A 22219-nucleotide genomic window follows, 5' to 3' on the forward strand; every position below is an offset into this window, starting at 1 on the left:
CCGACGAGGTGTCGGCGGGGGCTCGGCGCGGGGGTGGCGAGGGGGCGGCGGGCGAGGGATCCGGGCAGGTGGGCCGGGCGGGCCGGGGCCGCCGCACCCGGTGCCGCTACTACAACGCCCGGCCCGCCCCCAGGTCACTGCCGGGCGGCCGCACGGCGTACCGCGGCTGCCCCGCCGGGCCGGGCCGCGGGCCGGGGCCCGGCCCGACAGGGGACCACTTGGGGCATTGCGTTACGGGCCGCCCTCCGGCATGCTCCGGGGAACGCTTCGGGCGCTCCGCTCCCGTGGCGGCCTCTGGGCAGGTGGTGAATGCCGCCGTACCCTTGGGGGTAAGGGCTTGGAAAGATGAATCCCGGACGGATTTCGATCCTCGAGACCGTCGCCCGAGCTCCAGCGGAGCTCAAGTCCCCCGACAGCCCTCTACCTGAGCCCCCGCCGATCCCTCCGCACGAGGACATCCTTCGCCGAGACACCGATGGCCGGTCACGAAATCCCCGAACCCGCGGACCGCAAGCGGGTCGCCGATCATATGGCGCACCCCGAAGCGGCGGAAGAAACACGTCATTCCTGCGATCCAGCGTTCCAGCACGGTGTTGTGGTGGGATTCGACGGTTCCATGTCGAGCGAGCGCGCTCTCGCCTACGCGATCGGCATGGCCCGGCGTTCCGGCTCCGGGCTGATCATCGTCCATGTGGCCAACCGGCTGCCGACGACGGTCTGGGCGGGCTGTGAGCCGCCGGTGTTCGTCGATGTCCCCGATCACCGCACCGAGGTGCTGGGGCTCGAGCTGGCCTGCGCCGATCATCTCTGCGAGGTGCCCTGGATCCTCGTCGAGCGGGGCGGGGACATCTGCCACGAGCTGGAGGAGGTCGGCCGGGAGTACGCGGCCGACGCCATTGTGGTGGGCTCCACCCACGGGCTGGTGGGGCGGATCTTCGGCTCGGTCGCGGGGCGGCTCGCGCGGCGCGCGCAGCGGCCCGTGGTCGTCATTCCCTGAGCGTCCGCGCGGCGTCATCCAGCCCTTCTGGCTCCGCCGGGTTCCCCGGACTCCGAACGCACCGTGCCCGGCGCCGCCCGCCTCCTCGTCACGTGACGTAGTTCAGTTCAAAACCTCTGCCGCTGGCACGACATGGCGCGGGCGCCTGGAACCGGACACCTTCAACTCCCTTTGACCGCAGGCGAGATGGCGTCAAGTCCATCTTGACAACGGCCAAACCTACCCGTGCGTAGAGGTGGATTGTGCGTTTGTGAGGGGTACAAACCGTTCAATCGTGCTGTCGCGCGAGAAGTGACGGTTCCCGCGCGACGGCCAGCCGCCGGCGTATGAGAGGCGACGTCGGCAAGGGGAGGCGGCCCCCGCGTGCGTGGTGGCACACGCGGGGGACCGCCAAAGGATCCGCCGAGGTCGCGGGCGGTGCGGGCCTATTCGACCGTCACCGACTTGGCGAGGTTGCGGGGCTTGTCGATGTCCCGGCCGAGCGCCAGTGCCGTGTGGTAGGCGAGCAGTTGGAGCGGGATGCCCATCAGGATCGGGTCGAGCTCCACCTCATTGCGGGGCACCACGATCGTGTGGTCCGCCTTCTCCTGCTTCCGGTGGGCCACGGCCAGGATCCGGCCGCTGCGGGCCTTGATCTCCTCCAGCGTCGCGCGGTTCTTCTCCAGCAGGTCGTCGTCGGGCAGGACCGCCACGGTGGGCACCTCGGGCTCGATCAGCGCGAGCGGCCCGTGCTTGAGCTCGGAGGCCGGATACGCCTCGGCGTGGACGTAGGAGACCTCCTTCAGCTTCAGGGACGCCTCGCGCGCCACCGGGTAGCCGCGGACCCGTCCGACGAACATCATGCTCTTTGCGTTCGCGTATTCAGCGGCGAGCGCTTTGATCTCCTCCTCGCCGCGCAGCACCTCGGCGATCTGCTCGGGCAGCTTCCGCAGCCCGGCGATGATCCGCTTGCCGTCGGCGACCGAGAGATCGCGGATCCGGCCCAGGTGCAGGGCGAGCAGCGCGAAGGCGACGGCGGTGTTGGTGAAGCACTTGGTGGAGACGACACACACCTCAGGACCGGCGTGGACGTACACCCCGCCGTCCGTCTCCCGGGCGATCGCGCTGCCCACGACATTGACGACGCCCAGCACCCGCGCGCCCTTGCGCTTGAGCTCCTGGACGGCCGCCAGGGTGTCGTACGTCTCGCCGGACTGGCTGACCGCGATGTAGAGGGTGTCCGGGTCCACCACCGGGTTGCGGTAGCGGAACTCGCTCGCGGGCTCCGCGTCCGCCGGGATCCGGGCCAGCTCCTCGATCAGCTGGGCGCCGATCAGGCCCGTGTGGTACGCCGAACCACAGCCGAGGATCTTGACCCGGCGCACCCCGCGCGCCGCGCGGGCGTCCAGGTTGAGCCCGCCCAGGTGGACGGTGGAGAAGCGGTCGTCGATCCGCCCGCGCAGCACCCGGTCCACGGCGTCGACCTGCTCGTGGATCTCCTTGTGCATATAGGTGTCGTGGCCGCCCATGTCGTACGACTCGGCCTCCCACTCCACGGTGGTGGGGGAGGTGGAGGTGCGGCTGCCCTCGGTGGTGTAGGTGCGGTAGTCGTCGGCCTTGAGGGTGGCCATCTCGCCGTCGTCCAGGGTGACCACCTGACGGGTGTGGCTCACCAGCGCGGCGACGTCCGAGGCGACGAACATCTCCTTCTCCCCGATGCCCAGCACCACGGGCGAGCCGTTGCGGGCGACGACGATGCGGTCGGGGAAGTCCGCGTGCAGTACGGCGATGCCGTACGTGCCCTCGACCATCGCCAGCGCGTGGCGGACCTTCTCCTCCAGGGTGGGCGCCTGGGAGCGGCCGATGAGGTGGGCCAGCGCCTCGGAGTCGGTGTCGGAGGCCAGCTCCACACCGTCGGCGGCCAGCTTGGCGCGCAGATCGGCGGCGTTGTCGATGATGCCGTTGTGGACGACGGCGACCTTGCCCTCCGCGTCCAGATGCGGATGGGCGTTGACATCGTTGGGCGCGCCATGGGTGGCCCAGCGGGTGTGGGCTATCCCGGTGGTGCCCGCGAACCGCTTGGGCAGCTTGGCCTCGAGGTCCCGGACCCGGCCCTTGGCCTTGGCGGTCTTCAGCCCGGCGCTCTGCACGCCCTTGGCGGGCTTGCCCTGGATCGCCAGCCCCGCGGAGTCATAGCCGCGGTACTCCAGCCGCTGCAGTCCCTCAAGCAGCAGCGGTGCCACATCGCGCTTGCCGATGTATCCGACGATTCCGCACATGGTGTTCAGGCCCTCCCATTGGATCGCTCGTGCATGGTCGTGCAGGTTCGTGCATGCCCGTGGACGCTCGAGCTCGTGTCCGGCGGTGGCGGCCGCCGTCGTGGACCGGGGTCCTACCGGCGTCGTGGCGGCGCCGTCAGCCGTAGACGATGCGGCGCAGCTGGCGCAGCGAGAGTTCGGGCGGGGTCACCGCGCGGTACGGCAGCTCGGCCGTGATCCGCTCGAAGATGTCCGCGTTGGTCAGCCCGCCGGACTGCAGTTCGCGGTGGCGGCGCCGGACGAACTCCTCCGTCGTCTCGTCGAAGTACGCCAGGACGTCCAGCACCACCCGGCCCGCCTCGCCGCGGCCGAGCGGCGTACTGCGGACCAGGTGGTCGATGAGGTCATCATGGGACATACGGCGGTCGAGCATCCGTCGATACTGCGATGCGGTGCGGCGTTTCGCAACATTCCTGCCCGAGTTCGGGCAGAGTTCGGCCCCGGTGACGAAGAATCCGGCCGTTGGTGACGGAGAATCCGGCCCTCGGCGGAGGAGAAGCCGTCCCGTAGGCGGGAGGAAGTGGTCCCTCGGGTGGGCGGGGAAGCCGCTCCTCAGGCGTCGGAGAAGCGGCGGAGCACGGCCTGTTTGGCGGTGGTGAACTCCTCCTCGGTGAGGATCCCGCTCTGGTGAAGATCGCCCAGCTCGCGCAGCCGTCGCAGCAGGACGTCGTGATCCACCTCACCCTCGTCGCCCCCGGCGGGCGGGGCGTCCGCGGGCACCGGTCCGGGGGCGGGCGGCTGGGCGGGGAGCGGGAGCGCCTTCGCCGGGGCGCCCGGATGCGGCATCCGCGCCACGACGGCCGCCGCGACCAGCGCCATCAGCGGATCCTTCTTGAACCCGTACAGCACCACGGCATGCGGGTCGTACTTGGGCGCGGCCGTCGCCGTGGCCTTGGCCGTGATGAAGCGGAGGTAGCCGTTCTCCAGCCCGACGGCAGGGACCCACTCCACCATCTCCAGGTCCGGCAGGAGGACCGTGCGGGGGCCGCCCGACTTCTTCGACTCCTCGGTCTTCCAGTTCCAGTCGAGCCGGATCCGCTCCCCGTCGAAGGAGACCGTGGCATCGCCCGCCGACGCCGAGATCGGCACCGAGGGGCCGGGCAGCACATAGCGGTCGCAGGGGTCCGGCTCCACCTGCTCCAGGGTCAGGGCCTGGCGGACCTCGTCCACCAGATACTCGGCGAGGTCCCTGCGCTCGGGCTCCACCGAGAGCTGATACGGATCGGCGGCGTCCGGCAGCTTGCCGCCGGTGGCCTGCAGCAGCGGGTCCGCCCCCTCGCGCAGCCGCAGCCGCAGCCGACCCGACTTCCGGCCCGGCTCATAGGCCACCCCGGCCAAGGCCACCAGGGGAACGGTCAGTTCGCCGAGTGCCTGCCGCACGGCAGGCACGCCGCGGTCCCGCCCCGGGACGATCCGGATCGCTTCCCCGTCAAAGCTCCAGGCGCCATCGCGCTGGGTGATTTCCGCCATGCGGTGAATTCTGACAGGCGGCCAGCGACACATTGGTCTGCACCTTGACCACAACTGGCCCTCGCGGTACCCAAGATGCCACGTTTCGTTGAAGGGACCCCCTGTGAGACGATATCGTGCACGATTTCTGTGTTCCCTGCTGCTGACCATGGTGGCCGGGGCGGGGACCACGGCCTCCTCCGCCTCCGCTTCCTCCTCCGCATCTGTTAAGGACGCCGCCGTGGCCGCCCCGACACCTTTGGACCGGGTCGTGCCCGCGCCCGCGTCCGTACGGCCCGCGGCGGGCTCGTACGCGATCCGCCCCGACACCCCCATCCGCGTGTCCGGCTCCACTGGCTCCGAGGGCTCCGACGGCTCCGACCGCTCGGCGCGCGCGGCGCACCGGGTGGGCGACTACCTGGCGCGGGCCCTGCGCCCCGCCACCGGCTACTCGCTGCCCGTCACCACCCGCTCGGGCGACGACGGCATTCGGCTGCGGCTGACGCCCAAGGCGGCCGGGGCGCGGACGCTCGGCGAGGAGGGGTACCGGCTCCAGGTCACCGGCCGTGCGATCACCCTCACCGCACGCGGCTCGGCCGGGCTGTTCCACGGCGTCCAGACGCTGCGGCAGCTGCTGCCCGCGTCCATCGAGCGCGCCACCCGGCAGTCGGGCCCCTGGCGGGTCTCCGGCGGCACCATCACCGATGTGCCGCGCTACGCCTGGCGGTCCGCGATGCTCGATGTCTCCCGGCACTTCTTCGGTGTGGACCAGGTCAAGCGCTATATCGACCAGCTGGCCCTCTACAAGATCAACACGCTGCATCTGCATCTCTCGGACGACCAGGGGTGGCGGATCGCGGTCGACTCCTGGCCGAAGCTGGCTGAGTTCGGCGGCTCCACGCAGGTCGGGGGCGGGCCCGGCGGCTACTACACCAAGGACGACTACCGCGAGATCGTGCGCTACGCGGCCAGCCGTGAGTTGACCGTCGTCCCCGAGATCGACATGCCGGGCCACACCAACGCGGCGCTCGCCTCCTACGCGGAGCTCAACTGCGACGGCGTCGCCCCGCCCCTCTACACCGGCACCGAGGTCGGTTTCAGCTCGCTGTGCGTGCCGAAGGAGGTGACGTACGACTTCGTGGACGACGTCATCCGCGAGCTCGCCGCGCTCACCCCCGGCCCCTACCTCCACATCGGCGGTGATGAGGCCCACTCCACCAGCCATGAGGACTATGTGGCCTTCATGGACCGGGTGCAGCCGGTGGTCGCCAAGTACGGCAAGACGGTGGTCGGCTGGCACCAGCTGACCGGTGCGCACCCCGTGGAGGGCGCGATCGCCCAGTACTGGGGGACGGACGGGAACGAGAAGGAGGTCGCCGACGCGGCCAAAGCGGGCACCCGGCTGATCCTCTCCCCGGCCAACCGCGCCTATCTGGACATGAAGTACGACGCCAATACACCCCTGGGGCAGAGCTGGGCCGGGTACGTCGAGGCGAAGCAGTCCTACGACTGGGACCCGGCCACCTACATCAAGGGCGTCCCGGAGTCCTCGGTGCTCGGTGTCGAGGCGCCGCTGTGGTCGGAGACCCTCGAGACCAGCGCGCACATCGAGTACATGGCCTTCCCCCGCCTTCCCGGCATCGCCGAGCTCGGCTGGGCGCCCGCGAGCGCGCACAACTGGGACGAGTACAAGGTGCGGGTGGCGGCGCAGGGCCCCCGCTGGGATGCGATGGGGATCGCGTACTACCGCTCCCCGCAGATCCCCTGGCCCAACGGCTGAGTCTGGTGCGGGGCGCGGCCCCCGGGCCCGGTGGGGCATCGCCGCTGTGGCGGTGCCCCACCGGGGCGGCTCTTCGGCGCCGCCCGGTCAGCTCGCGAAGCCCAACTCCCGGGCGATCAGCGTGCGCTGGACCTCGCTGGTGCCCTCGCCGATCTCCAGGATCTTGGAGTCCCGCCACATCCGGGCCACCGGATACTCGTTCATAAAGCCATAGCCACCGTGGATCTGGGTGGCCTCGCGGGCGTTGTCCACCGCGACCTCGGAGGAGTAGAGCTTGGCGATCGCCGCCTCCTTCTTGAACGGCTCGCCGAGTACCAGCCGGGACGCCGCGTCGCGCCAGGCCACCCGGGCCATATGGGCGCGCATCTCCATATCGGCCAGCTTGAACTGGATCGCCTGGTTGGCGCCGATGGGACGGCCGAACGCCTCGCGGGTCCTGGCATACGCCACCGACTCGTCCACACAGCCCTGGGCGAGCCCGGTGGCCAGGGCGGAGATCGCGATCCGGCCCTCGTCCAGTATCCGCAGGAACTGGGCGTACCCCCGGCCCTCCGCGCCCAGCAGATTGGCGGCCGGGACCCGGCAGTCGGCGAAGGACAGCTCACGGGTGTCCGAGGCGTTCCACCCCACCTTGGAGTAGGGGGCGGCCACGCTGAAGCCGGGGGTGCCGGACGGCACGATGATCGAGGAGATCTCGGGGCGGCCGTCCTCCTTGCGGCCGGTGACGGCGGTGACGGTGACCAGCGCGGTGATGTCCGTACCGGAGTTGGTGATGAAGCACTTGGTGCCGTTGATCACCCACTCGCCGGTGGCGTCGTCCAGCCGGGCCGTGGTGCGGGTGGCGCCCGCGTCCGAACCGCCCCCGGGCTCGGTCAGGCCGAACGCGCCCAGGGTCTCCCCGGAGCAGAGCCCGGGCAGCCAGGTGCGCTTCTGCTCCTCCGTGCCGTAGAGGAAGATCGGCATCGCGCCGAGCGAGACTCCCGCCTCCAGGGTGATCGCCACCGAGGAGTCCACCCGGGCCAGCTCCTCCAGGGCGAGGCAGAGCGCGAAGTAGTCCCCGCCCATACCGCCGTACTCCTCCGGGAAGGGCAGGCCGAACAGGCCCATCCGGCCCATCTCACGGACGATCTCGTACGGGAACTCATGCTGCTCCCAGTACTCCCCGATCTTGGGGGCGACCACATCATGCGCGAACGCCTCGACGGTGCGGCGCAGTTCCTCGTGTTCGGGGCTGAGTCGGTGGTCGATCGGCATGGCTCAGATCTCCTTCTGGGAGAGGGCGCGGACGGTGCGGGACGGGCTGGGCCGGCCCAGGTGCCGGGCCATCCACACGCTGGTGGCGGTGAGACGGCCGATGTCGACCCCGGTCTCGATGCCGAGGCCGTCGAGCATCCACACGAGGTCTTCGGTGGCGAGGTTGCCGGTGGCGCTCTTGGCGTACGGGCAGCCGCCGAGGCCACCGGCGGAGGCGTCGACGGTGGTCACGCCGTGCTCGAGCGCGGCGAGGGTGTTGGCGAGCGCCTGGCCGTAGGTGTCGTGGAAGTGCACGGCCAGCCGGTCGTCGGGGACGCCCGCCTCGTTCAGGGTGTCCAGCAGCTCCCGCACATGGCCCGGGGTGGCCACGCCGATGGTGTCGCCGAGGCTGATCTCATCGCATCCCATGTCCATCAGGCGGCGGCTGACCGAGACGGTCTGGGAGATCGGGACCGGGCCCTCCCACGGGTCGCCGAAGCACATGGACAGATACCCGCGCACGGCCGCGCCCGCGTCCTTGGCCTTGGCGACGACCGGCTCGAACATCTCCAGCGCGCCGTCCACCGTGCGATTGAGGTTGGCCTTGGCGAAGGACTCCGTGGCGCTGGCGAAGACGGCGATCTCGCGCGCGCCCAGCGCGAGGGCGCGGTCCAGCCCGCGCTCATTGGGCACCAGCACGGGGAGCCGGGCGTCCACGTCGTCGATGAGCGCCATCAGCTCCTCGGCGTCGGCCAGTTGGGGCACCCATGTGGGGTGGACGAAGCTGGTGGCCTCGATGGTGGTGAGGCCCGCCTCGGCGAGCCGGTGGATGAACTCGGCCTTGATGGCCGCCGGGACCAGCTCCTTCTCGTTCTGCAGCCCGTCCCGGGGGCCCACCTCGTGGATCCGGACCCGGGTGGGCAGCCCGGGGGCCGGGACGGTCATGGGGAGGGTCATCACTCACGCTCCTCGCTCTGGTGCGGCTCGTGCGGGGTGACGACCACCAGCAGCTGATCCATGGCGACCGTGCTGCCGGGGGTCACCTCGAGCTCGGTGACGGTGCCGTCGTGCGGCGCGGAGATGAGGTGCTCCATCTTCATCGCCTCGACCACCAGCAGGCCCTGACCCGCGGTGACCTCATCGCCGACGGCCGCCTTCACGACGGTGACGGTGCCGGGCATGGGCGCGGTGAGCTCCCCGGCGTGCGCCGCGGCTGCGCCTCCGCTCAGCGCCTCCTCCACGGGGTCGTGCCCGACCACGCGCCAGGCGTCCCCGTCCCGCCCCAGCCAGTGGCTCGCGCCGTGCACGGCATGCCGGAGGCGATGGGTGACCCCATCGAGGTCCAGCAATACGGAGCCGTCGTCGAGGGCGATGAGCCGCGCCCGCACGGCGGCTCCCGTGTCGGCCGCCGGGCGCCATGCGGCGTCCGCCCCCGCGCGGGCCGGAGTGGCGGTGGTGCCCGCGCCCGCGCCAGCGTCGGCGGGAGTGCTGGTGCCCGCGTCGGCCGCCGGGCGCGGGTCCGCCGCGCGCGGGGCCGTGCCCGCTGCCGCGTGCGCCCCGCCGGGGCGGCGGTCCGCTGCCGCGTGGTGGGCGGCGGCCCGCCCGTCCGCCTCCGCTCCCGGGATGCCCGCACCGGCGCCGGTGACGGTGGAGTTGGGGCTGGTCCGGGTGGCGGGGGCCGCCGCGCCGTCCTCGCCCGCGCCCATGGTCCGGGTGGCCTCGGCTGCGGCGCCCTCCGGCTGCGTGGCCTCGGCCGCCGTGCCCTGTGGCTCGTCGGTCCGGCCGGTGGTGGGGGTCTCCGGGGCGCCTTGGCCCGCGCCCTGTGGCCCGCTGGGCCGGTCCGTCGCCTCGGCCGCTGCCGGGGCTCCGCCGGGGCGGGCCGTCGACCCGGTTGGTGCCGGGGCGGCGTCAGCGTGCTCGATGTGGAGCTCCGCGTCATGGGCGCGGCCGCGGACGCGGACCGTGACCGGCGGGTGGCCCGCCACGCGGAGGCGGTGGACCGTCCAGGCCGGTGCGCCGCCGAGCCGCCAGCCGGTGGGCACCGAGAACGGATCGACCCAGACGTCCGCGGCCGGGCCGCCGGGGCCGGAGCCGCCGGGCTCCGGGCGGCCACCGGATCCGCCGCCGCGCGGAGCGCTGGGCTCCAGCGCCGCCTGGCGCAGCAGGGCCGCCGCCGCGTAGACCTCCTCCGGGACGGCCGCCGGGATCAGCCGGGCCGCCGCGCGGTCGACCAGGCCCGTGTCGAGCTCGCCCGAGGCGACCGCGGGGTGGGCGGCCAGACGGCGCAGAAAGCCGGTGTTGGTGTCCACGCCGAGGACGGTCAGGGAGCCGAGTGCGGCGCGCAGCCGGCGCAGGGCGGTGGGGCGGTCGGGGCCATGGGCGATGACCTTGGCGAGCATCGGGTCGTAGACCGTGCCGACCTCGGTGCCCTGGCTCAGCCCGGAGTCGACCCGCACCCCCTCGCCGTCCGGCTCGTCCAGCGCCAGCACGGTCCCGGCCGAGGGCAGGAAGTCCACCCGGCCGTCGGCCGCCGCGCGGGCGGTCTCGGCGCAGATACGGGCCTCCACCGCATGGCCCGCGAAGCCGATGTCGTCCTGCCCGAACGGCAGCGGCTCGCCCGCGGCCACGCGCAGCTGCCACTCCACCAGGTCCAGACCGGGCCGCCCGCCGACCGACACCGTCAACTCGGTCACCGGATGCTCCACCTGGAGCCGGGTGTTCATCTCCATGAAGCAGTACGCCGACGGGTCGTCGCCCGGCACGATGAACTCGACCGTGCCCGCGCCCACATAGCCGCAGGACCGGGCCGCCGCCACCGCGGCCTCGCCCATCCGCGCCCGGGTGGCCTCGTCCAGCAGCGGGCTTGGCGCCTCCTCGATGATCTTCTGATGGCGGCGCTGCAGCGAGCACTCGCGCTCCCCGAGGTGGACCACACGTCCCTGACCGTCCGCCAGCACCTGGATCTCGATGTGCCGGGGCCGGTCGATCCAGCGCTCCACCAGCAGGGTGTCATCGCCGAAGGCGCCGCGCGCCTCCCGCCGGGCGGCCGCGATCTCGTCGGCGAGCAGCGCCTCGTCGCGGACCAGCCGCATGCCCTTGCCGCCGCCGCCCGCCGAGGGCTTCAGCAGCACCGGCATGCCGATCTCCCGGGCGGCGGCGGTGAGCTGCCCGTCCGTCAGCCCGCTGCCCGAGGAGCCCGGCACCACCGGCACCCCGGCCGCGCGCACGGTCTCCTTGGCGCGGATCTTGTCGCCCATCAGCTCGATGGCCCCGGCGGGCGGCCCGATGAAGGCGAGCCCGGCGTCGGCGCAGGCGCGGGCGAACGCCCCGTTCTCCGCGAGGAAGCCATAGCCGGGGTGGACGGCCTGGGCGCCGGTGCGCGCCGCGGCCTCCAGCAGCCGCTCGATGGACAGATAGCTCTCCGCGGCGGGGGCGGGGCCGATCCGCACCGCCGTGTCCGCCTCGCGCACATGACGGGCGTCCGCGTCGGCGTCGCTGTAGACGGCGACCGAGCGGACCCCGAGCCGCCGCAGGGTGCGGATGACCCGCACGGCGATCTCGCCGCGGTTGGCCACCAGCACGGTGTCGAACATCGCGGGCGACGGGCCGGTCGCCTTCGGAGCACTCATCGGGTGCATCCCCCTCACATCCGGAAGACGCCGTAGCCGGGCGCCACGGGCTCGGTGGCCGAACGGCCGGGCAGCGGTGCGTTGGCACAGGCCGTCAGGGCGAGGCCGAGCACCGTACGGGTCTCCAGGGGGTCGATCACGCCGTCGTCCCACAGCCGGGCGGTGGCGTAGTAGGCGTTTCCCTGCGTCTCGTACTGCTCGCGGACCGGGGCCCGGAACGCCTCCTCGTCCTCGGCGCTCCACTCCTCCCCGCGCGCCTCCATCTGGTCGCGCTTGACGGTGGCGAGCACGGAGGCGGCCTGCTCACCGCCCATCACGGAGATCTTGGCGTTGGGCCACATCCACAGGAAGCGCGGCGAATAGGCCCGGCCGCACATCGAGTAGTTGCCCGCGCCGTAGGAACCGCCGATCACGACCGTGAGCTTGGGCACGCGGGTGCAGGCCACGGCGGTGACCATCTTGGCGCCGTGCTTGGCGATACCGCCCGCCTCATAGCTGCGGCCGACCATGAACCCCGAGATGTTCTGCAGGAAGACCAGGGGGATGCCGCGCTGGTCGCACAGCTCGATGAAGTGGGCGCCCTTCTGGGCCGATTCGGAGAACAGGATGCCGTTGTTGGCGACGATGCCGACCGGATGGCCCATGATCCGAGCGAAGCCCGTGACCAGCGTGGTGCCGAACTCGGCCTTGAACTCGGCGAACCGCGAGCCGTCCACCACCCGCGCGATGACCTCCCGCACGTCGTACGGCGTGCGCGAGTCGACCGGAACCGCCCCGTAGAGCCCCGCCGGGTCCACCGCGGGCTCCTCGGAGGGCTCCAGCGGCCACGGCGGCGACCCCTGCCGCATCGGGGACGGCGGCAGGGTGGCGACGATGGAGCGGACGATCCGCAGCGCATGGGCGTCGTCCTCGGCCAGGTGGTCGGTGACGCCCGAGACCCGGGAGTGGACCTCGCCGCCGCCCAGCTCCTCCGCCGAGACCACCTCGCCGGTGGCCGCCTTCACCAGCGGCGGCCCGCCCAGGAAGATCGTGCCCTGCCCGCGCACGATCACGGCCTCGTCGCTCATCGCCGGGACATACGCCCCGCCCGCGGTGCAGGATCCCATCACCGCCGCGACCTGCGGAATTCCGGCGCCGGACAGCCGCGCCTGGTGGTAGAAGATCCGCCCGAAGTGGTCGCGGTCCGGGAAGACCTCGTCCTGCATGGGGAGGAAGGCGCCGCCGGAGTCGACCAGATAGACGCACGGCAGGTGGTTCTCCAGCGCGACCTCCTGGGCGCGCAGGTGCTTCTTCACCGTCATCGGGTAGTACGTGCCGCCCTTGACGGTGGCGTCATTGGCGACCACGACCACCTCGCGGCCCGACACCCGCCCGATCCCGGCGATCACCCCCGCCGCCGGGGCCTGCCCCCCGTACATCCCCTCGGCCGCGAGCGGGGCCAGCTCCAGGAACGGGGAGCCCGGATCCAGCAGGGTGTCCACCCGGTCGCGCGGCAGCAGCTTGCCGCGCGCGGTGTGCCGCGCCCGCGCCCTCTCGCCGCCGCCGAGCCGCGCCACGGCCAGCTTCTCGCGCAGCCGCGCGGCCAGCTCGCGGTGCCCGGCCTCATTGGCCTTCCAGGCCTCGGACCCCGGGTCGGCGCCGCTGCGCAGCGCCGGTGCCTGCTCCATGGCTACGAGCCCCCTCGCTCGGTCCCGCTCAGTTCCGCTGAGTCCCGCTCGGTACCGTTAGTGAACGTTAACTACTCCCGCACCAGGTTAACGACCACTAACCCCGCTGTCTAGAATTGATTCCATGAGCACGCAAGCACCCGCCCCGAGCCGCCGTGAGCAGATCCTCAAGGAGGCCGCCCGCCTCTTCGCCGAGCGCGGCTTCCACGGCGTCGGCGTCGATGAGATAGGCGCCGCGGTCGGCATCAGCGGTCCCGGTCTCTACCGCCACTTCCCCGGCAAGGAGGCCATGCTGGCCGAGCTGCTCGTCGGGATCAGCGGTCGGCTGCTGACGGGCGGCAAGCGGCGGACCGCGGAGGGGGAGGGCGCCGGGCGCGCCCCCGCGGAGGTGCTGGACTCGCTGGTCGAGGGGCATATCGACTTCGCCCTCGACGACCGCCCGCTGATCATCCTCCACGACCGCGAGCTCGACCGGCTCCGGGACACCGACCGCAAGCTGGTGCGCTCCCTCCAGCGGCAGTACGTGGAGCTGTGGGTCGAGGTGGTGCGCAAGGTCTACCCCCGGCTTGCCGAGGCCGAGGCCCGCGCGTGTGTCCACGCCGTCTTCGGGCTGCTCAACTCCACGCCGCACCTCGGCCGCCCCGGAGCCCTCCCGGGGCGCGCTGCCACGGCCGCCCTGCTGCACCGCCTGGCCCTCGGCGCCTTCGAGGGCGCCCATAGTGACGGCGCTCGTGGTGACGGCTCCCGTAGCGATGGCGCTCGTGGTGACGGCATCCATGGCGTGGATGGCTCTGGACAGGGCCGCTAACCGACGGGTAGCTTTCACTGAGCAAGCGCTTAGCTGAGCGTTGCCAAGCCATCATTGAGGAATCACGACGGCGGCCGGGCGGATCCGCGAGAGCGGCGGCGGCTTAGCCGCAAGGAGGGCCACGCCAATATGCGCCGCACGGTGTTCAACGAGGACCACGAGGCGTTCCGGGAGACCATCCGCGACTTCATCGCGGCCGAGGTCGTGCCGTACTACGACGAGTGGCGGGAGGCCGGTCAGGCCCCGCGCGAGTTCTACAAGAAGCTCGGTGAGCTCGGTGTCTTCGGCATCGAGGTGCCCGAGGAGTACGGCGGGGCCGGCGAGACCAGCTTCAAGTTCAACGCCGTCATCACCGAGGAGACCGCCCGCGCCGGGGTCAGCTTCGGTGGCAGCGGCGTCCACACCGCGCTGTGCCTGCCGTATCTCCTCAAGTACGCCAACGAGGAGCAGAAGCGGCGCTGGCTGCCCTCCTTCGTCACCGGCGACATGATGACCGCCATCGCCATGACCGAGCCCGGCACCGGCTCCGACCTGGCGGGCATGAAGACCACCGCCAAGCTCTCCGAGGACGGCACCCACTACGTCCTCAACGGCGCCAAGACCTTCATCACCGGCGGCGTGCTCGCCGACCGGGTGCTGGTCTGCGCCCGCACCGCCCCGCCCACCCCCGAGGACCGCCGCGGCGGCATATCCATCCTCGTGGTGGACACCAAGAGCGAGGGCTACGCGGTCGGCCGCAAGCTGGAGAAGCTGGGCCTGAAGACCTCCGACACCGCCGAGCTCTCCTTCACCGACGTCAAGGTGCCGGTGGAGGACCTGCTGGGCGAGGAGGGCAAGGCGTTCGGCTACCTCGCCCACAATCTGCCGCAGGAGCGGCTGGGGATCGCCGTGGGGGCGTACGCACAGGCCGCGGCCGCCGTACGGTTCGCCGCCGAGTACGTCCGCGACCGTACGGTCTTCGGCCAGCCGGTGGCGTCGTTCCAGAACACCAAGTTCGTGCTCGCCGACTGCAAGTCCGAGGTGGACGCGCTGCAGGCGGTCGTGGACCGGGCCCTGGACGCGCATGACGCCGGTGAGCTGACCGCCGCCGACGCCGCCTCGGCCAAGCTCTTCACCACCGAGCGCGCCGCCGTCGTCATCGACCGGTGCCTGCAGCTCCACGGCGGTTACGGCTACATGATGGAGTACCCCATCGCCCGGCTGTACGCGGACACCCGCGTCAACCGGATCTACGGCGGCACCAGCGAGGTCATGCGGTCCATCGTCGCCAAGTCGATGGGGCTGTGACGACCGTCATGACCAGCGGCAACAGGACCGCAATACGGGTCTGCAAGACTGCTTGAATCATGAATGACGCACTTCAGGGTCTTCTCGATCTGCTCGACCTCGAGCAGATCGAGGAGGACATCTTCCGCGGCACCAGCGACGCCGCACCCCTCGTACCGCGGGTCTTCGGCGGTCAGGTCGCCGCCCAGGCCCTGGTCGCCGCGGGCCGCACCGTGCCCGCGGACCGCTCGGCGCATTCGCTGCACGCGTACTTCCTGCGGCCCGGCGACCCCGGGGCGCCCATCGTCTACACGGTCGACCGGATCAGGGACGGCCACTCCTTCACCACCCGCCGGGTGGTCGCCGTCCAGCACGGGCAGCCGATCTTCCACCTATCGGCCTCCTTCCAGCTGCACGAGGACGGCCTCGAGCACCAGGAGCCGATGCCGGACGTCCCCGACCCGCTCTCCCTGCCCACCGCCGAAGAGCTGCTGCCCCGCTATGAGCACCTCTTCCTCGGCCCCGCGGTGACCGAGCGGATGCTCCAGGCGCGGGCCGCGGTCGATCTGCGGTACGTGGACGAGCCGCCCTTCGGCAGCGTCGGACAGCCGCGCGAGCCGAAGTCGCAGGTTTGGTTCCGGACCAACGGCAAACTGGACGGCGCCGCCGACCACCCACTGCTCCACGTCTGCCTGGCGACCTATGTCTCCGATATGACGCTGCTGGACTCGATCTTGCTCGCCCATGGGCGCGGCGGCTGGGCGGTCGGCGACATCGTCGGTGCCAGCCTGGACCACGCCATGTGGTTCCACCGGCCGTTCCGGGTGGACGACTGGTTGCTGTACGACCAGGAAAGCCCCTCCGCGTCCGGCGGACGCGGGCTCGCCAAGGGCCGCATCTTCACCGCCGACGGGCGGCTGGCCGTCTCCGTGATCCAGGAGGGGGTCATGAGGGTGCCGCGCGAGCGGAAGAAGTGAGGGCCGGGGCTCAGAACTGGGCCGTCAGCCCCGCCGCCTCCAGCAGGTACGCCGTCATCGCGTCGTAGAACCTCGGGTTGGTGACGTGGTCGTCCAGCGGGACCACGACCGACATCGTCCCCTCGGACTCGCCGAGGAAGAGCGCCGGGTCGTTGCAGTCCGCGTAGCCCACCGCGTCGATGCCCCGCTGCCCCGCGCACCCCGCCCAGCCGTGGTCGGCGACCACCAGATCGGGCAGCGGCCGCCCCTCGTGGGCCAGCCCGTCGAGGATGGCCGCCATGGGCGCCGGGGAGTGGGTGTGCCACAGCGTGGCGCCCCGCTCCAACATCGCCACGTCGCAGAACTGGAAGACGTACCCCTCGTCCGCCTGCAGCCCGCCCGGGATCTCCACGATCTCGCACCCGGCGGCCCGCAGCGCCGCCGCCGTGGCCCGGTGGACCTCCAGCAGCCCGCCCGGGTGCCCGGTGGCGAACAGCACCCGCTCGTTCGCCTCCGCCGCCTTCCGCAGCACCGACGCCATCCGGTCCAGCGCGCCGACCGTCAGCTCCGGGTCGATGGTGTCCTGCCCCGAGCGGTGCTCCGGGTCGTCCACCACACCGCAGCGCTCGGCCATGACCGCCAGTACGTCCTGCTCATCGGTCCAGCGGTCGCCCAGTTCCAGGCCGAGCCAGTAGTGGCGGTCGCCGTTCGCGAGCTTGCGGTAGTGGGAGAGGTTGTTCTCACGAGGGGTGGCGACATCGCCCGCGATGCGCGTACGGACGAGGTGGTCGATCAGTTCGGCACTGCTGGGCACGGCGCTGGGTATCGGCATGTGGCCCATTGTCGCCTCTCCGGCGGGGGAATGGGGACATCCATCGCCGGTCGGGCGTGACACGATCATGGCGAAATGCCGGACGTTCGCCCGGACAGCCGCTGCCCGGGGCCGCACCGGGCCCCACACGGGCCCGTACCGGCCCGTAGCGCCCCCGCACCGGCCCGTACACCGGCGGGCCTAACGGCCGGGCCGACGGCTCCTGGCGGGGCGGCGGGCGGCCCTGCCCCCACGGCGTGGCTGCGGCGGCGCGGGCGGCGCGCTGATGATCACGGGAACGCCGGAGGGATCCTGTGCCCCGGTGATCCGGGTGAGTTCGGGGTCGGCGGAGTGGACCCGGGCGGTCCGTGGGGTGATGCCCGCGTCGGCCATGAGACGGACCATGTCCCGGCGCTGGTCCGGAGTGACCAGCGTGATGACGCTGCCGGATCCGCCCGCGCGGGCCGTACGGCCGCCACGGTGGAGATAGTCCTTGTGGTCGGCGGGCGGGTCGACATTGACGACGAGATCGAGATCGTCCACATGGATGCCCCGGGCGGCGACGTTCGTGGCCACCAGCACGGTGACATGGCCGGACTTGAAGTGGTCCAGGGTCCGGGTGCGCTGCGGCTGGGACTTCCCGCCGTGCAGCGCTGCCGCCCGTACGCCGCTGGTCAGCAGGTGCCGGGTCAGCCGGTCGACACCGCGCTTGGTGTCCAGGAACAGGATGACGCGGCCGTCTCTGGCGGCGACCCGGGTGATGACGGAGCGCTTGTCGGTGTCCGTGATGTGCAGCACATGGTGTTCCATCGTGGTGACGGCACCGGCGGACGGGTCGAGTGAGTGCACGGCCGGGTCATGGAGGAACTGGCGCACCAGCAGGCCGATGTTGTGGTCGAGGGTCGCGGAGAACAGCAGCCGCTGGCCGTCGGCGGGGACCAGTCGCAGCAGCCGGGTCACCTGGGGCAGGAAGCCCATGTCGGCCATCTGGTCGGCCTCGTCGAGGACCGTGGTGCGCACCTGGTCCAGCCGGCAGTCGCCGCGTTCGATCAGGTCCTGGAGGCGGCCGGGGGTCGCGATGACCACCTCCGCGCCGCCGCGCAGGGCCTCGGCCTGGCGGTTGATCGACATCCCGCCGACCACGGTGGCCGGACGCAGCCGCAGCCGCCGGGCATAGGGGGTAAGCGCATCGGTGACCTGCTGGGCCAGCTCCCGGGTGGGGACCAGCACCAGGGCGAGCGGGCGGCGGGGCTCCGCGCGCTGCCCGGCGGTGCGGGCCAGCAGGGCGAGGCCGAAGGCGAGGGTCTTGCCGGAGCCGGTCCGGCCACGGCCCAGGACGTCCCGGCCGGTGAGGGCGTTGGGGAGGGCGGCCGCCTGGATCGGGAAGGGCACGGTGACACCCTGCTGGGCCAGCTCCGTGAGCAGCCCCTCCGGCATGTCGAGCTCGGAGAACGAGGCGACGGCGGGCAGCGCCGGGGCGGAGCCGGGCGGCAGCGCGAATTCATTTCCGCCGGTGGGGCGGGGACGGCGCTGCGGATCGCCGGAACGTCGGGAGGGCGCGGGCTTCTTGCGGTACGAGCGGGGGGAAGGGCTCAATGCGGTGCCTTCTGCTGGACGCGGTGTGACACGGTGTGCGGAAACGCGTACGAGCCGGGGCCCGCACCCCTTCAGGTGCGGGCCCCGGCTTGTGACAGGCGCTGCGATCAGGCGGGAACGATGTTCTCGGCCTGCGGGCCCTTCTGGCCCTGGGTGACGTCGAAGGTCACCTTCTGGCCTTCCTGGAGCTCACGGAAGCCGCTGGTGGCGATGTTCGAGTAGTGGGCGAAGACGTCGGCGCCGCCGCCATCCTGCTCGATGAAGCCGAAGCCCTTTTCCGAGTTGAACCACTTCACGGTGCCAGTAGCCATGTCCTTCTCCTTCATATGGGTTCGGTCCGGAACGCGTGGGAGACTGCATTCCGAGTCGCCGAAATGACCCCATCCGGAAATGACCGGCAAAAACAAGAAATGCGCCTGAGGCTTCAGACCGCCAGGCGCACACAAAGTCCATGGGTACCAAAACTGCAACTGAAGGAGACACTATCACGTACGGGCGCGGAGCGGCGGGAACCAGATGGACGATTCTCCCGCCGGGTCTCCCCGCGGGGGCGCCATGCGCCGTCCGGCGCCCCCGGAGACAGCGGAACCGATGCGGAGGCAGCACCCATGAGCGAGATCGTCGACCAGATCGACCACGTCCACCGCGAGGTCGGCACCCGTGAGGTGTCCGACGGCGAGGCCCGTACCGTCCTGCTGCGGCGCACCTATGACGCCGCGGTCGAGGACGTCTGGGACGCGTGCACCGACCCGGAGCGGATCAGCCGCTGGTTCCTGCCGGTGAGCGGCGACCTGAAGCCCGGCGGCCACTACCAGCTGACGGGCAACGCGGGCGGTGAGATCCTGCGCTGTGAGCCACCGAGGCTGCTCACCCTGAGCTGGCTGTTCGGCGAGGACCCCGGCTTCAGCGAGGTCGAGGTCCGGCTGACCGCGGAGGGCGGGGAGCGGACCGTCTTCGAGCTGGAGCACATCGCCGTCGTACCGCCCGAGATGTGGGACAGGTTCGGCCCCGGCGCGGTCGGTGTCGGCTGGGACGGCGCGCTGCTCGGCCTCACCCTGCACCTGACGGGCGAGGGCGCGCCCGCCGACCCGGAGGCGTGGCAGGCCTCGGACGAGGCGCGGGAGTTCATGACCCGCAGCAGCGAGCGCTGGGGCGCCGCGTACGAGGCCTCGGGAGCCCCGGCGGAGGTGGCGGCGGCGACGGCGCGCGCCACGACGGAGTTCTACGTGCCCGCGCGCTGACCTCTGCCCGTAAGGGCGCATGCCGTCCGTAAGAACACACGCTGTCCGTAAGGGCGGTGGCTGTCCGTGAGAGCGCATGCCGTCCGTAAGGGCGGCGACCCCCTACCCGTCATACCTGGGGGCTACCCCGGAGATGCACTCCCCGGTGGGACGCCAACCACACGGCCGACTCCATACCTTCCGTATCCACGACATCCGTTGGTACGGAAGGAACAGCCATGGTGTCCCGTCTTCGCCGCGCCCTGCTCGCGGCGCTCGTCACCGCCTCGGTGGTGGCGCCCCTGGTGGGGGCCGCCGGGCCCGGTGAGGTGCCCGCGCCCGCGCCGGTGGCGCTCGGGCCGGTGCGCGTCGCGGGTCTTGAGCACCGGTACGCGGCCAACCGGGAGGGGATCCGGGCGGCCGAGGCGATGGCCGCCCGGCACGGGGACCGCGAGCGGGCGCGGGCGCTGCGGAAGATGCGCGGCGCGTCGCGGCACTTCCTGTCCTTCGACGGGCGGAACGGGGGCCGTACCGTCGAGGTGTACGGGGATCTGGGCCGCGCCACCCGTATCGCCGTCCTGGTGCCGGGGTCGGACACCAACCTGGACACGTACGGCCGGTTCCGGGACGGCGCCCTCGCGCTGAGCCGTCAACTCGGGCGCCGTACGGCCGTCATCGGCTGGCTCGGGTACGAGACACCAGGCACCGTGACGCCCGAGGTGCTGACCACCGGCCGGGCCGCCGACGCCGCTCCCCGACTGGACGCATTCGTACGGGAGTTGAACGCGGCCGTGCCCCGGGCGCGGATCTCGCTCCTGTGCCACTCCTACGGTTCCGTGGTCTGCGCCCGGGCCGCACGGGGGCTGAAGGCCGCGGACATCGTCCTGTACGGCAGCCCCGGGACGGGGTACGACGACGCCCGGCAGCTGCGCACCCGGGCCACCGTCTGGGCGGGGCGGGGCGGGAACGACTGGATCGGCCGGGTGCCGCATGTGCGGATCCCGCTCCTGGGCACGGCCATCGGCCTCGGGACCGACCCGGTCTCCCGGCGGTTCGGCGCGCGGATCTTCGACGCGGGGGACGCCGGACACAGCGACTACCTCAAGTCCGGTTCCGCCGCCCTGGTGAGCATGGGCCGGATCGTGGAGGGCCGCGATGCGTGAGACGGCCCGGTCGTGTGGGAGGGCCCGGGCGCGTGAGACGGTCCGTATACGTGACCTCGTCCGGCGGATCGGGGACGCCACCCCGCCCGGCCGCGACCGCGCCGTGGACGGCCTGCGGGCCGTCGCCGTCCTCGGCGTGGTGCTCGGCCACTGGCTGGTGACCGCCCTCGTGGCCGACAGCGGCACCCTGCACGCGGCCAGCCCGCTGCTGTACCAGCCCGAACTCACCCCCGTCTCCTGGGCGTTCCAGACCCTCGCGGTGTTCTTCCTGGTCGGCGGGCAGATGGGCGCCAAGAGTTACGGCTGCTCCCGCGCCCGGGGCACCACCTACCGGCGGTGGCTGCGCGCCCGGCTGGCCCGGCTGTTCCGGCCCGTGGCCGCCGTGCTGACCGTATGGGCCGTGGCGGCGGGGGCGCTGCTCGGCGCCGGGGTGAGCCTGTTGACCGTGCACACGCTGCTCAAACTCGTCCTGTCCCCGCTGTGGTTCCTGCTGGTCTACGCGGTGCTCACGGCCGCGACCCCGCTGGTGGCGCGGCTGCATCCGCTGTGGCCGCTCGCCGTCGTGCTCCATGTCGACCTGATCCGGTTCGGCTTCGACGGGCCCGACTGGCTCGGCTGGGTCAACCTGGCGGCGGGCTGGCTGGTCCCGTACTGCCTGGGCGCCGCCTGGGGCCGCGGCAGGCTGAACGGGCGGACGGCCGGGTGGGTGCTGTTGACCGGGGGCGCGGCGGTCACCGCCGGGCTCGTCCTGTTCGGCGGCTATCCGGCGGCGATGGTGGGGGTGCCCGGCGCCTCGATCTCCAACCTCAACCCGCCCACGCTGGCGGCCGTCACCTTCGGGCTCGCCCAGTGCGGGGCGGCCCTGCTGCTGCGCGGCCCGCTGCGCCGGGCGCTGGCGCGGCCCGCCGCGTGGGCGGTGGTGGCGCTGGTCAACCTGGCCGCGATGACCGTCTTCCTCTGGCACCAGACGGCGATGATGGCGGTCAGCGTGACCACGCTGCGGCTCGCCGGACCGCAGACCGGGTTGCACACCGTGCCCGAAGGACCGGGCTGGGTGCTCGCCCGGCTGTGCTGGCTGCCGGTGTTCGCGGGGGCGCTGCTGATCTGCTGGGCGGCGTTCCACGCGTACGAGGCGGGTCGTCCGCGGAAGGGCGGGGGCGGGGCCGTCCGCGGGGGCGGCGCTGCCGCGGACGGTGGCAGCCGGGTCGTTCGCGAGGGACGCCCCGGAAAGCGGGCGCGGCAAGCACAACAGGCCCAGCGGCGAGTACAACAGGCCGAGTGGCAAGCACAACAAGCCCAGCGAGCACAGCAGTCAGGGCATGCGGAGCAGCGGAGTGTCTAGAGTCA

18 protein-coding genes are annotated in these 22219 nt (G+C 72.1%); 8 read left to right on the forward strand and 10 right to left on the reverse strand.

The window, feature by feature from the left end; translation table 11 throughout:
• Positions 1 to 475 precede the first annotated feature (475 nt).
• Positions 476 to 997, forward strand: coding sequence for a universal stress protein (locus VT50_RS35600; RefSeq protein WP_079343961.1), 522 nt, complete (start codon positions 476 to 478; stop codon positions 995 to 997).
• 425 nt (positions 998 to 1422) lie between these two features.
• On the opposite strand, the gene glmS is transcribed toward VT50_RS35600, so the two are convergent.
• The 3 genes from glmS to VT50_RS35615 all read right to left on the reverse strand — a co-directional run bounded on the left by glmS (position 1423) and on the right by VT50_RS35615 (position 4764).
• The gene (gene glmS, locus VT50_RS35605) at positions 1423 to 3255 is read right to left on the reverse strand and encodes a glutamine--fructose-6-phosphate transaminase (isomerizing) (RefSeq protein WP_046085012.1); all 1833 of its coding nucleotides are present in this window, start codon (positions 3253 to 3255) and stop codon (positions 1423 to 1425) included.
• A gap of 136 nt (positions 3256 to 3391) precedes the next feature.
• Positions 3392 to 3667 (reverse strand): hypothetical protein, encoded by a 276-nt coding sequence (locus tag VT50_RS35610; RefSeq protein ID WP_046085011.1) that lies wholly within the window; start codon positions 3665 to 3667, stop codon positions 3392 to 3394.
• 179 nt (positions 3668 to 3846) lie between these two features.
• A complete protein-coding gene (locus VT50_RS35615) occupies positions 3847 to 4764 on the reverse strand; it encodes a DUF4429 domain-containing protein (RefSeq protein WP_046085010.1) in 918 nt (305 codons plus the stop codon).
• 148 nt (positions 4765 to 4912) lie between these two features.
• On the opposite strand from VT50_RS35615, the gene VT50_RS35620 reads away from it, so the two are divergent.
• Positions 4913 to 6523, forward strand: coding sequence for a beta-N-acetylhexosaminidase (locus VT50_RS35620; RefSeq protein ID WP_046085009.1), 1611 nt, complete (start codon positions 4913 to 4915; stop codon positions 6521 to 6523).
• Between the two features lie 87 nt (positions 6524 to 6610).
• On the opposite strand, the gene VT50_RS35625 is transcribed toward VT50_RS35620, so the two are convergent.
• The 4 genes from VT50_RS35625 to VT50_RS35645 are packed head-to-tail and all read right to left on the reverse strand — an operon-like array spanning position 6611 to position 13052.
• Positions 6611 to 7777 (reverse strand): acyl-CoA dehydrogenase family protein, encoded by a 1167-nt coding sequence (locus VT50_RS35625; protein ID WP_206269541.1) that lies wholly within the window; start codon positions 7775 to 7777, stop codon positions 6611 to 6613.
• Between the two features lie 3 nt (positions 7778 to 7780).
• The gene (locus tag VT50_RS35630; RefSeq protein ID WP_046085008.1) at positions 7781 to 8713 is read right to left on the reverse strand and encodes a hydroxymethylglutaryl-CoA lyase; all 933 of its coding nucleotides are present in this window, start codon (positions 8711 to 8713) and stop codon (positions 7781 to 7783) included.
• Complete coding sequence (locus VT50_RS40815) at positions 8713 to 11349, reverse strand: ATP-binding protein (protein WP_240529446.1); 2637 nt, start codon at positions 11347 to 11349, stop codon at positions 8713 to 8715. Before VT50_RS40815 ends, VT50_RS35630 begins: the two co-directional genes overlap by 1 nt.
• 50 nt (positions 11350 to 11399) lie before the next feature.
• Positions 11400 to 13052, reverse strand: a complete 1653-nt coding sequence (locus VT50_RS35645) for a carboxyl transferase domain-containing protein (protein WP_046085007.1) — start codon at positions 13050 to 13052, stop codon at positions 11400 to 11402.
• 124 nt (positions 13053 to 13176) lie between these two features.
• Between VT50_RS35645 and VT50_RS35650 the strand changes: the two genes are divergently transcribed.
• The 3 genes from VT50_RS35650 (at position 13177) to VT50_RS35660 (ending at position 16103) form a co-directional block, all read left to right on the forward strand.
• Entirely contained in the window at positions 13177 to 13860 is a 684-nt protein-coding gene (locus VT50_RS35650; RefSeq protein ID WP_046085006.1) for an SACE_7040 family transcriptional regulator, read from the forward strand.
• A gap of 129 nt (positions 13861 to 13989) precedes the next feature.
• Complete coding sequence (locus tag VT50_RS35655; RefSeq protein WP_046085005.1) at positions 13990 to 15147, forward strand: acyl-CoA dehydrogenase family protein; 1158 nt, start codon at positions 13990 to 13992, stop codon at positions 15145 to 15147.
• A 59-nt stretch (positions 15148 to 15206) separates the two neighbouring features.
• Entirely contained in the window at positions 15207 to 16103 is an 897-nt protein-coding gene (locus VT50_RS35660; RefSeq protein ID WP_046085004.1) for an acyl-CoA thioesterase, read from the forward strand.
• 10 nt (positions 16104 to 16113) lie between these two features.
• On the opposite strand, the gene VT50_RS35665 is transcribed toward VT50_RS35660, so the two are convergent.
• The 3 genes from VT50_RS35665 to VT50_RS35675 all read right to left on the reverse strand — a co-directional run bounded on the left by VT50_RS35665 (position 16114) and on the right by VT50_RS35675 (position 18800).
• The gene (locus VT50_RS35665; protein WP_420822257.1) at positions 16114 to 16923 is read right to left on the reverse strand and encodes a phosphatase; all 810 of its coding nucleotides are present in this window, start codon (positions 16921 to 16923) and stop codon (positions 16114 to 16116) included.
• 171 nt (positions 16924 to 17094) lie between these two features.
• Positions 17095 to 18489 carry a DEAD/DEAH box helicase gene (locus VT50_RS35670; protein WP_046085003.1) on the reverse strand — a complete coding sequence of 465 codons (1395 nt, stop codon included), beginning with the start codon at positions 18487 to 18489 and terminating at the stop codon, positions 17095 to 17097.
• A gap of 107 nt (positions 18490 to 18596) precedes the next feature.
• The gene (locus VT50_RS35675; protein ID WP_004985680.1) at positions 18597 to 18800 is read right to left on the reverse strand and encodes a cold-shock protein; all 204 of its coding nucleotides are present in this window, start codon (positions 18798 to 18800) and stop codon (positions 18597 to 18599) included.
• A 297-nt stretch (positions 18801 to 19097) separates the two neighbouring features.
• Between VT50_RS35675 and VT50_RS35680 the strand changes: the two genes are divergently transcribed.
• The 3 genes from VT50_RS35680 (at position 19098) to VT50_RS35690 (ending at position 22214) form a co-directional block, all read left to right on the forward strand.
• Positions 19098 to 19730, forward strand: a complete 633-nt coding sequence (locus tag VT50_RS35680; protein WP_046085002.1) for an SRPBCC family protein — start codon at positions 19098 to 19100, stop codon at positions 19728 to 19730.
• Positions 19731 to 19948: 218 nt separating this feature from the next.
• Positions 19949 to 20872, forward strand: coding sequence for an alpha/beta hydrolase (locus tag VT50_RS35685; protein WP_046085001.1), 924 nt, complete (start codon positions 19949 to 19951; stop codon positions 20870 to 20872).
• A complete protein-coding gene (locus VT50_RS35690; protein WP_078840602.1) occupies positions 20865 to 22214 on the forward strand; it encodes an acyltransferase family protein in 1350 nt (449 codons plus the stop codon). The genes VT50_RS35685 and VT50_RS35690 overlap by 8 nt, the downstream gene beginning before the upstream one ends.
• The last annotated feature ends 5 nt before the right edge of the window (positions 22215 to 22219 follow it).

It is taken from the genome of Streptomyces antioxidans, from assembly GCF_000968685.2.
GTDB lineage: Bacteria > Actinomycetota > Actinomycetes > Streptomycetales > Streptomycetaceae > Streptomyces > Streptomyces antioxidans.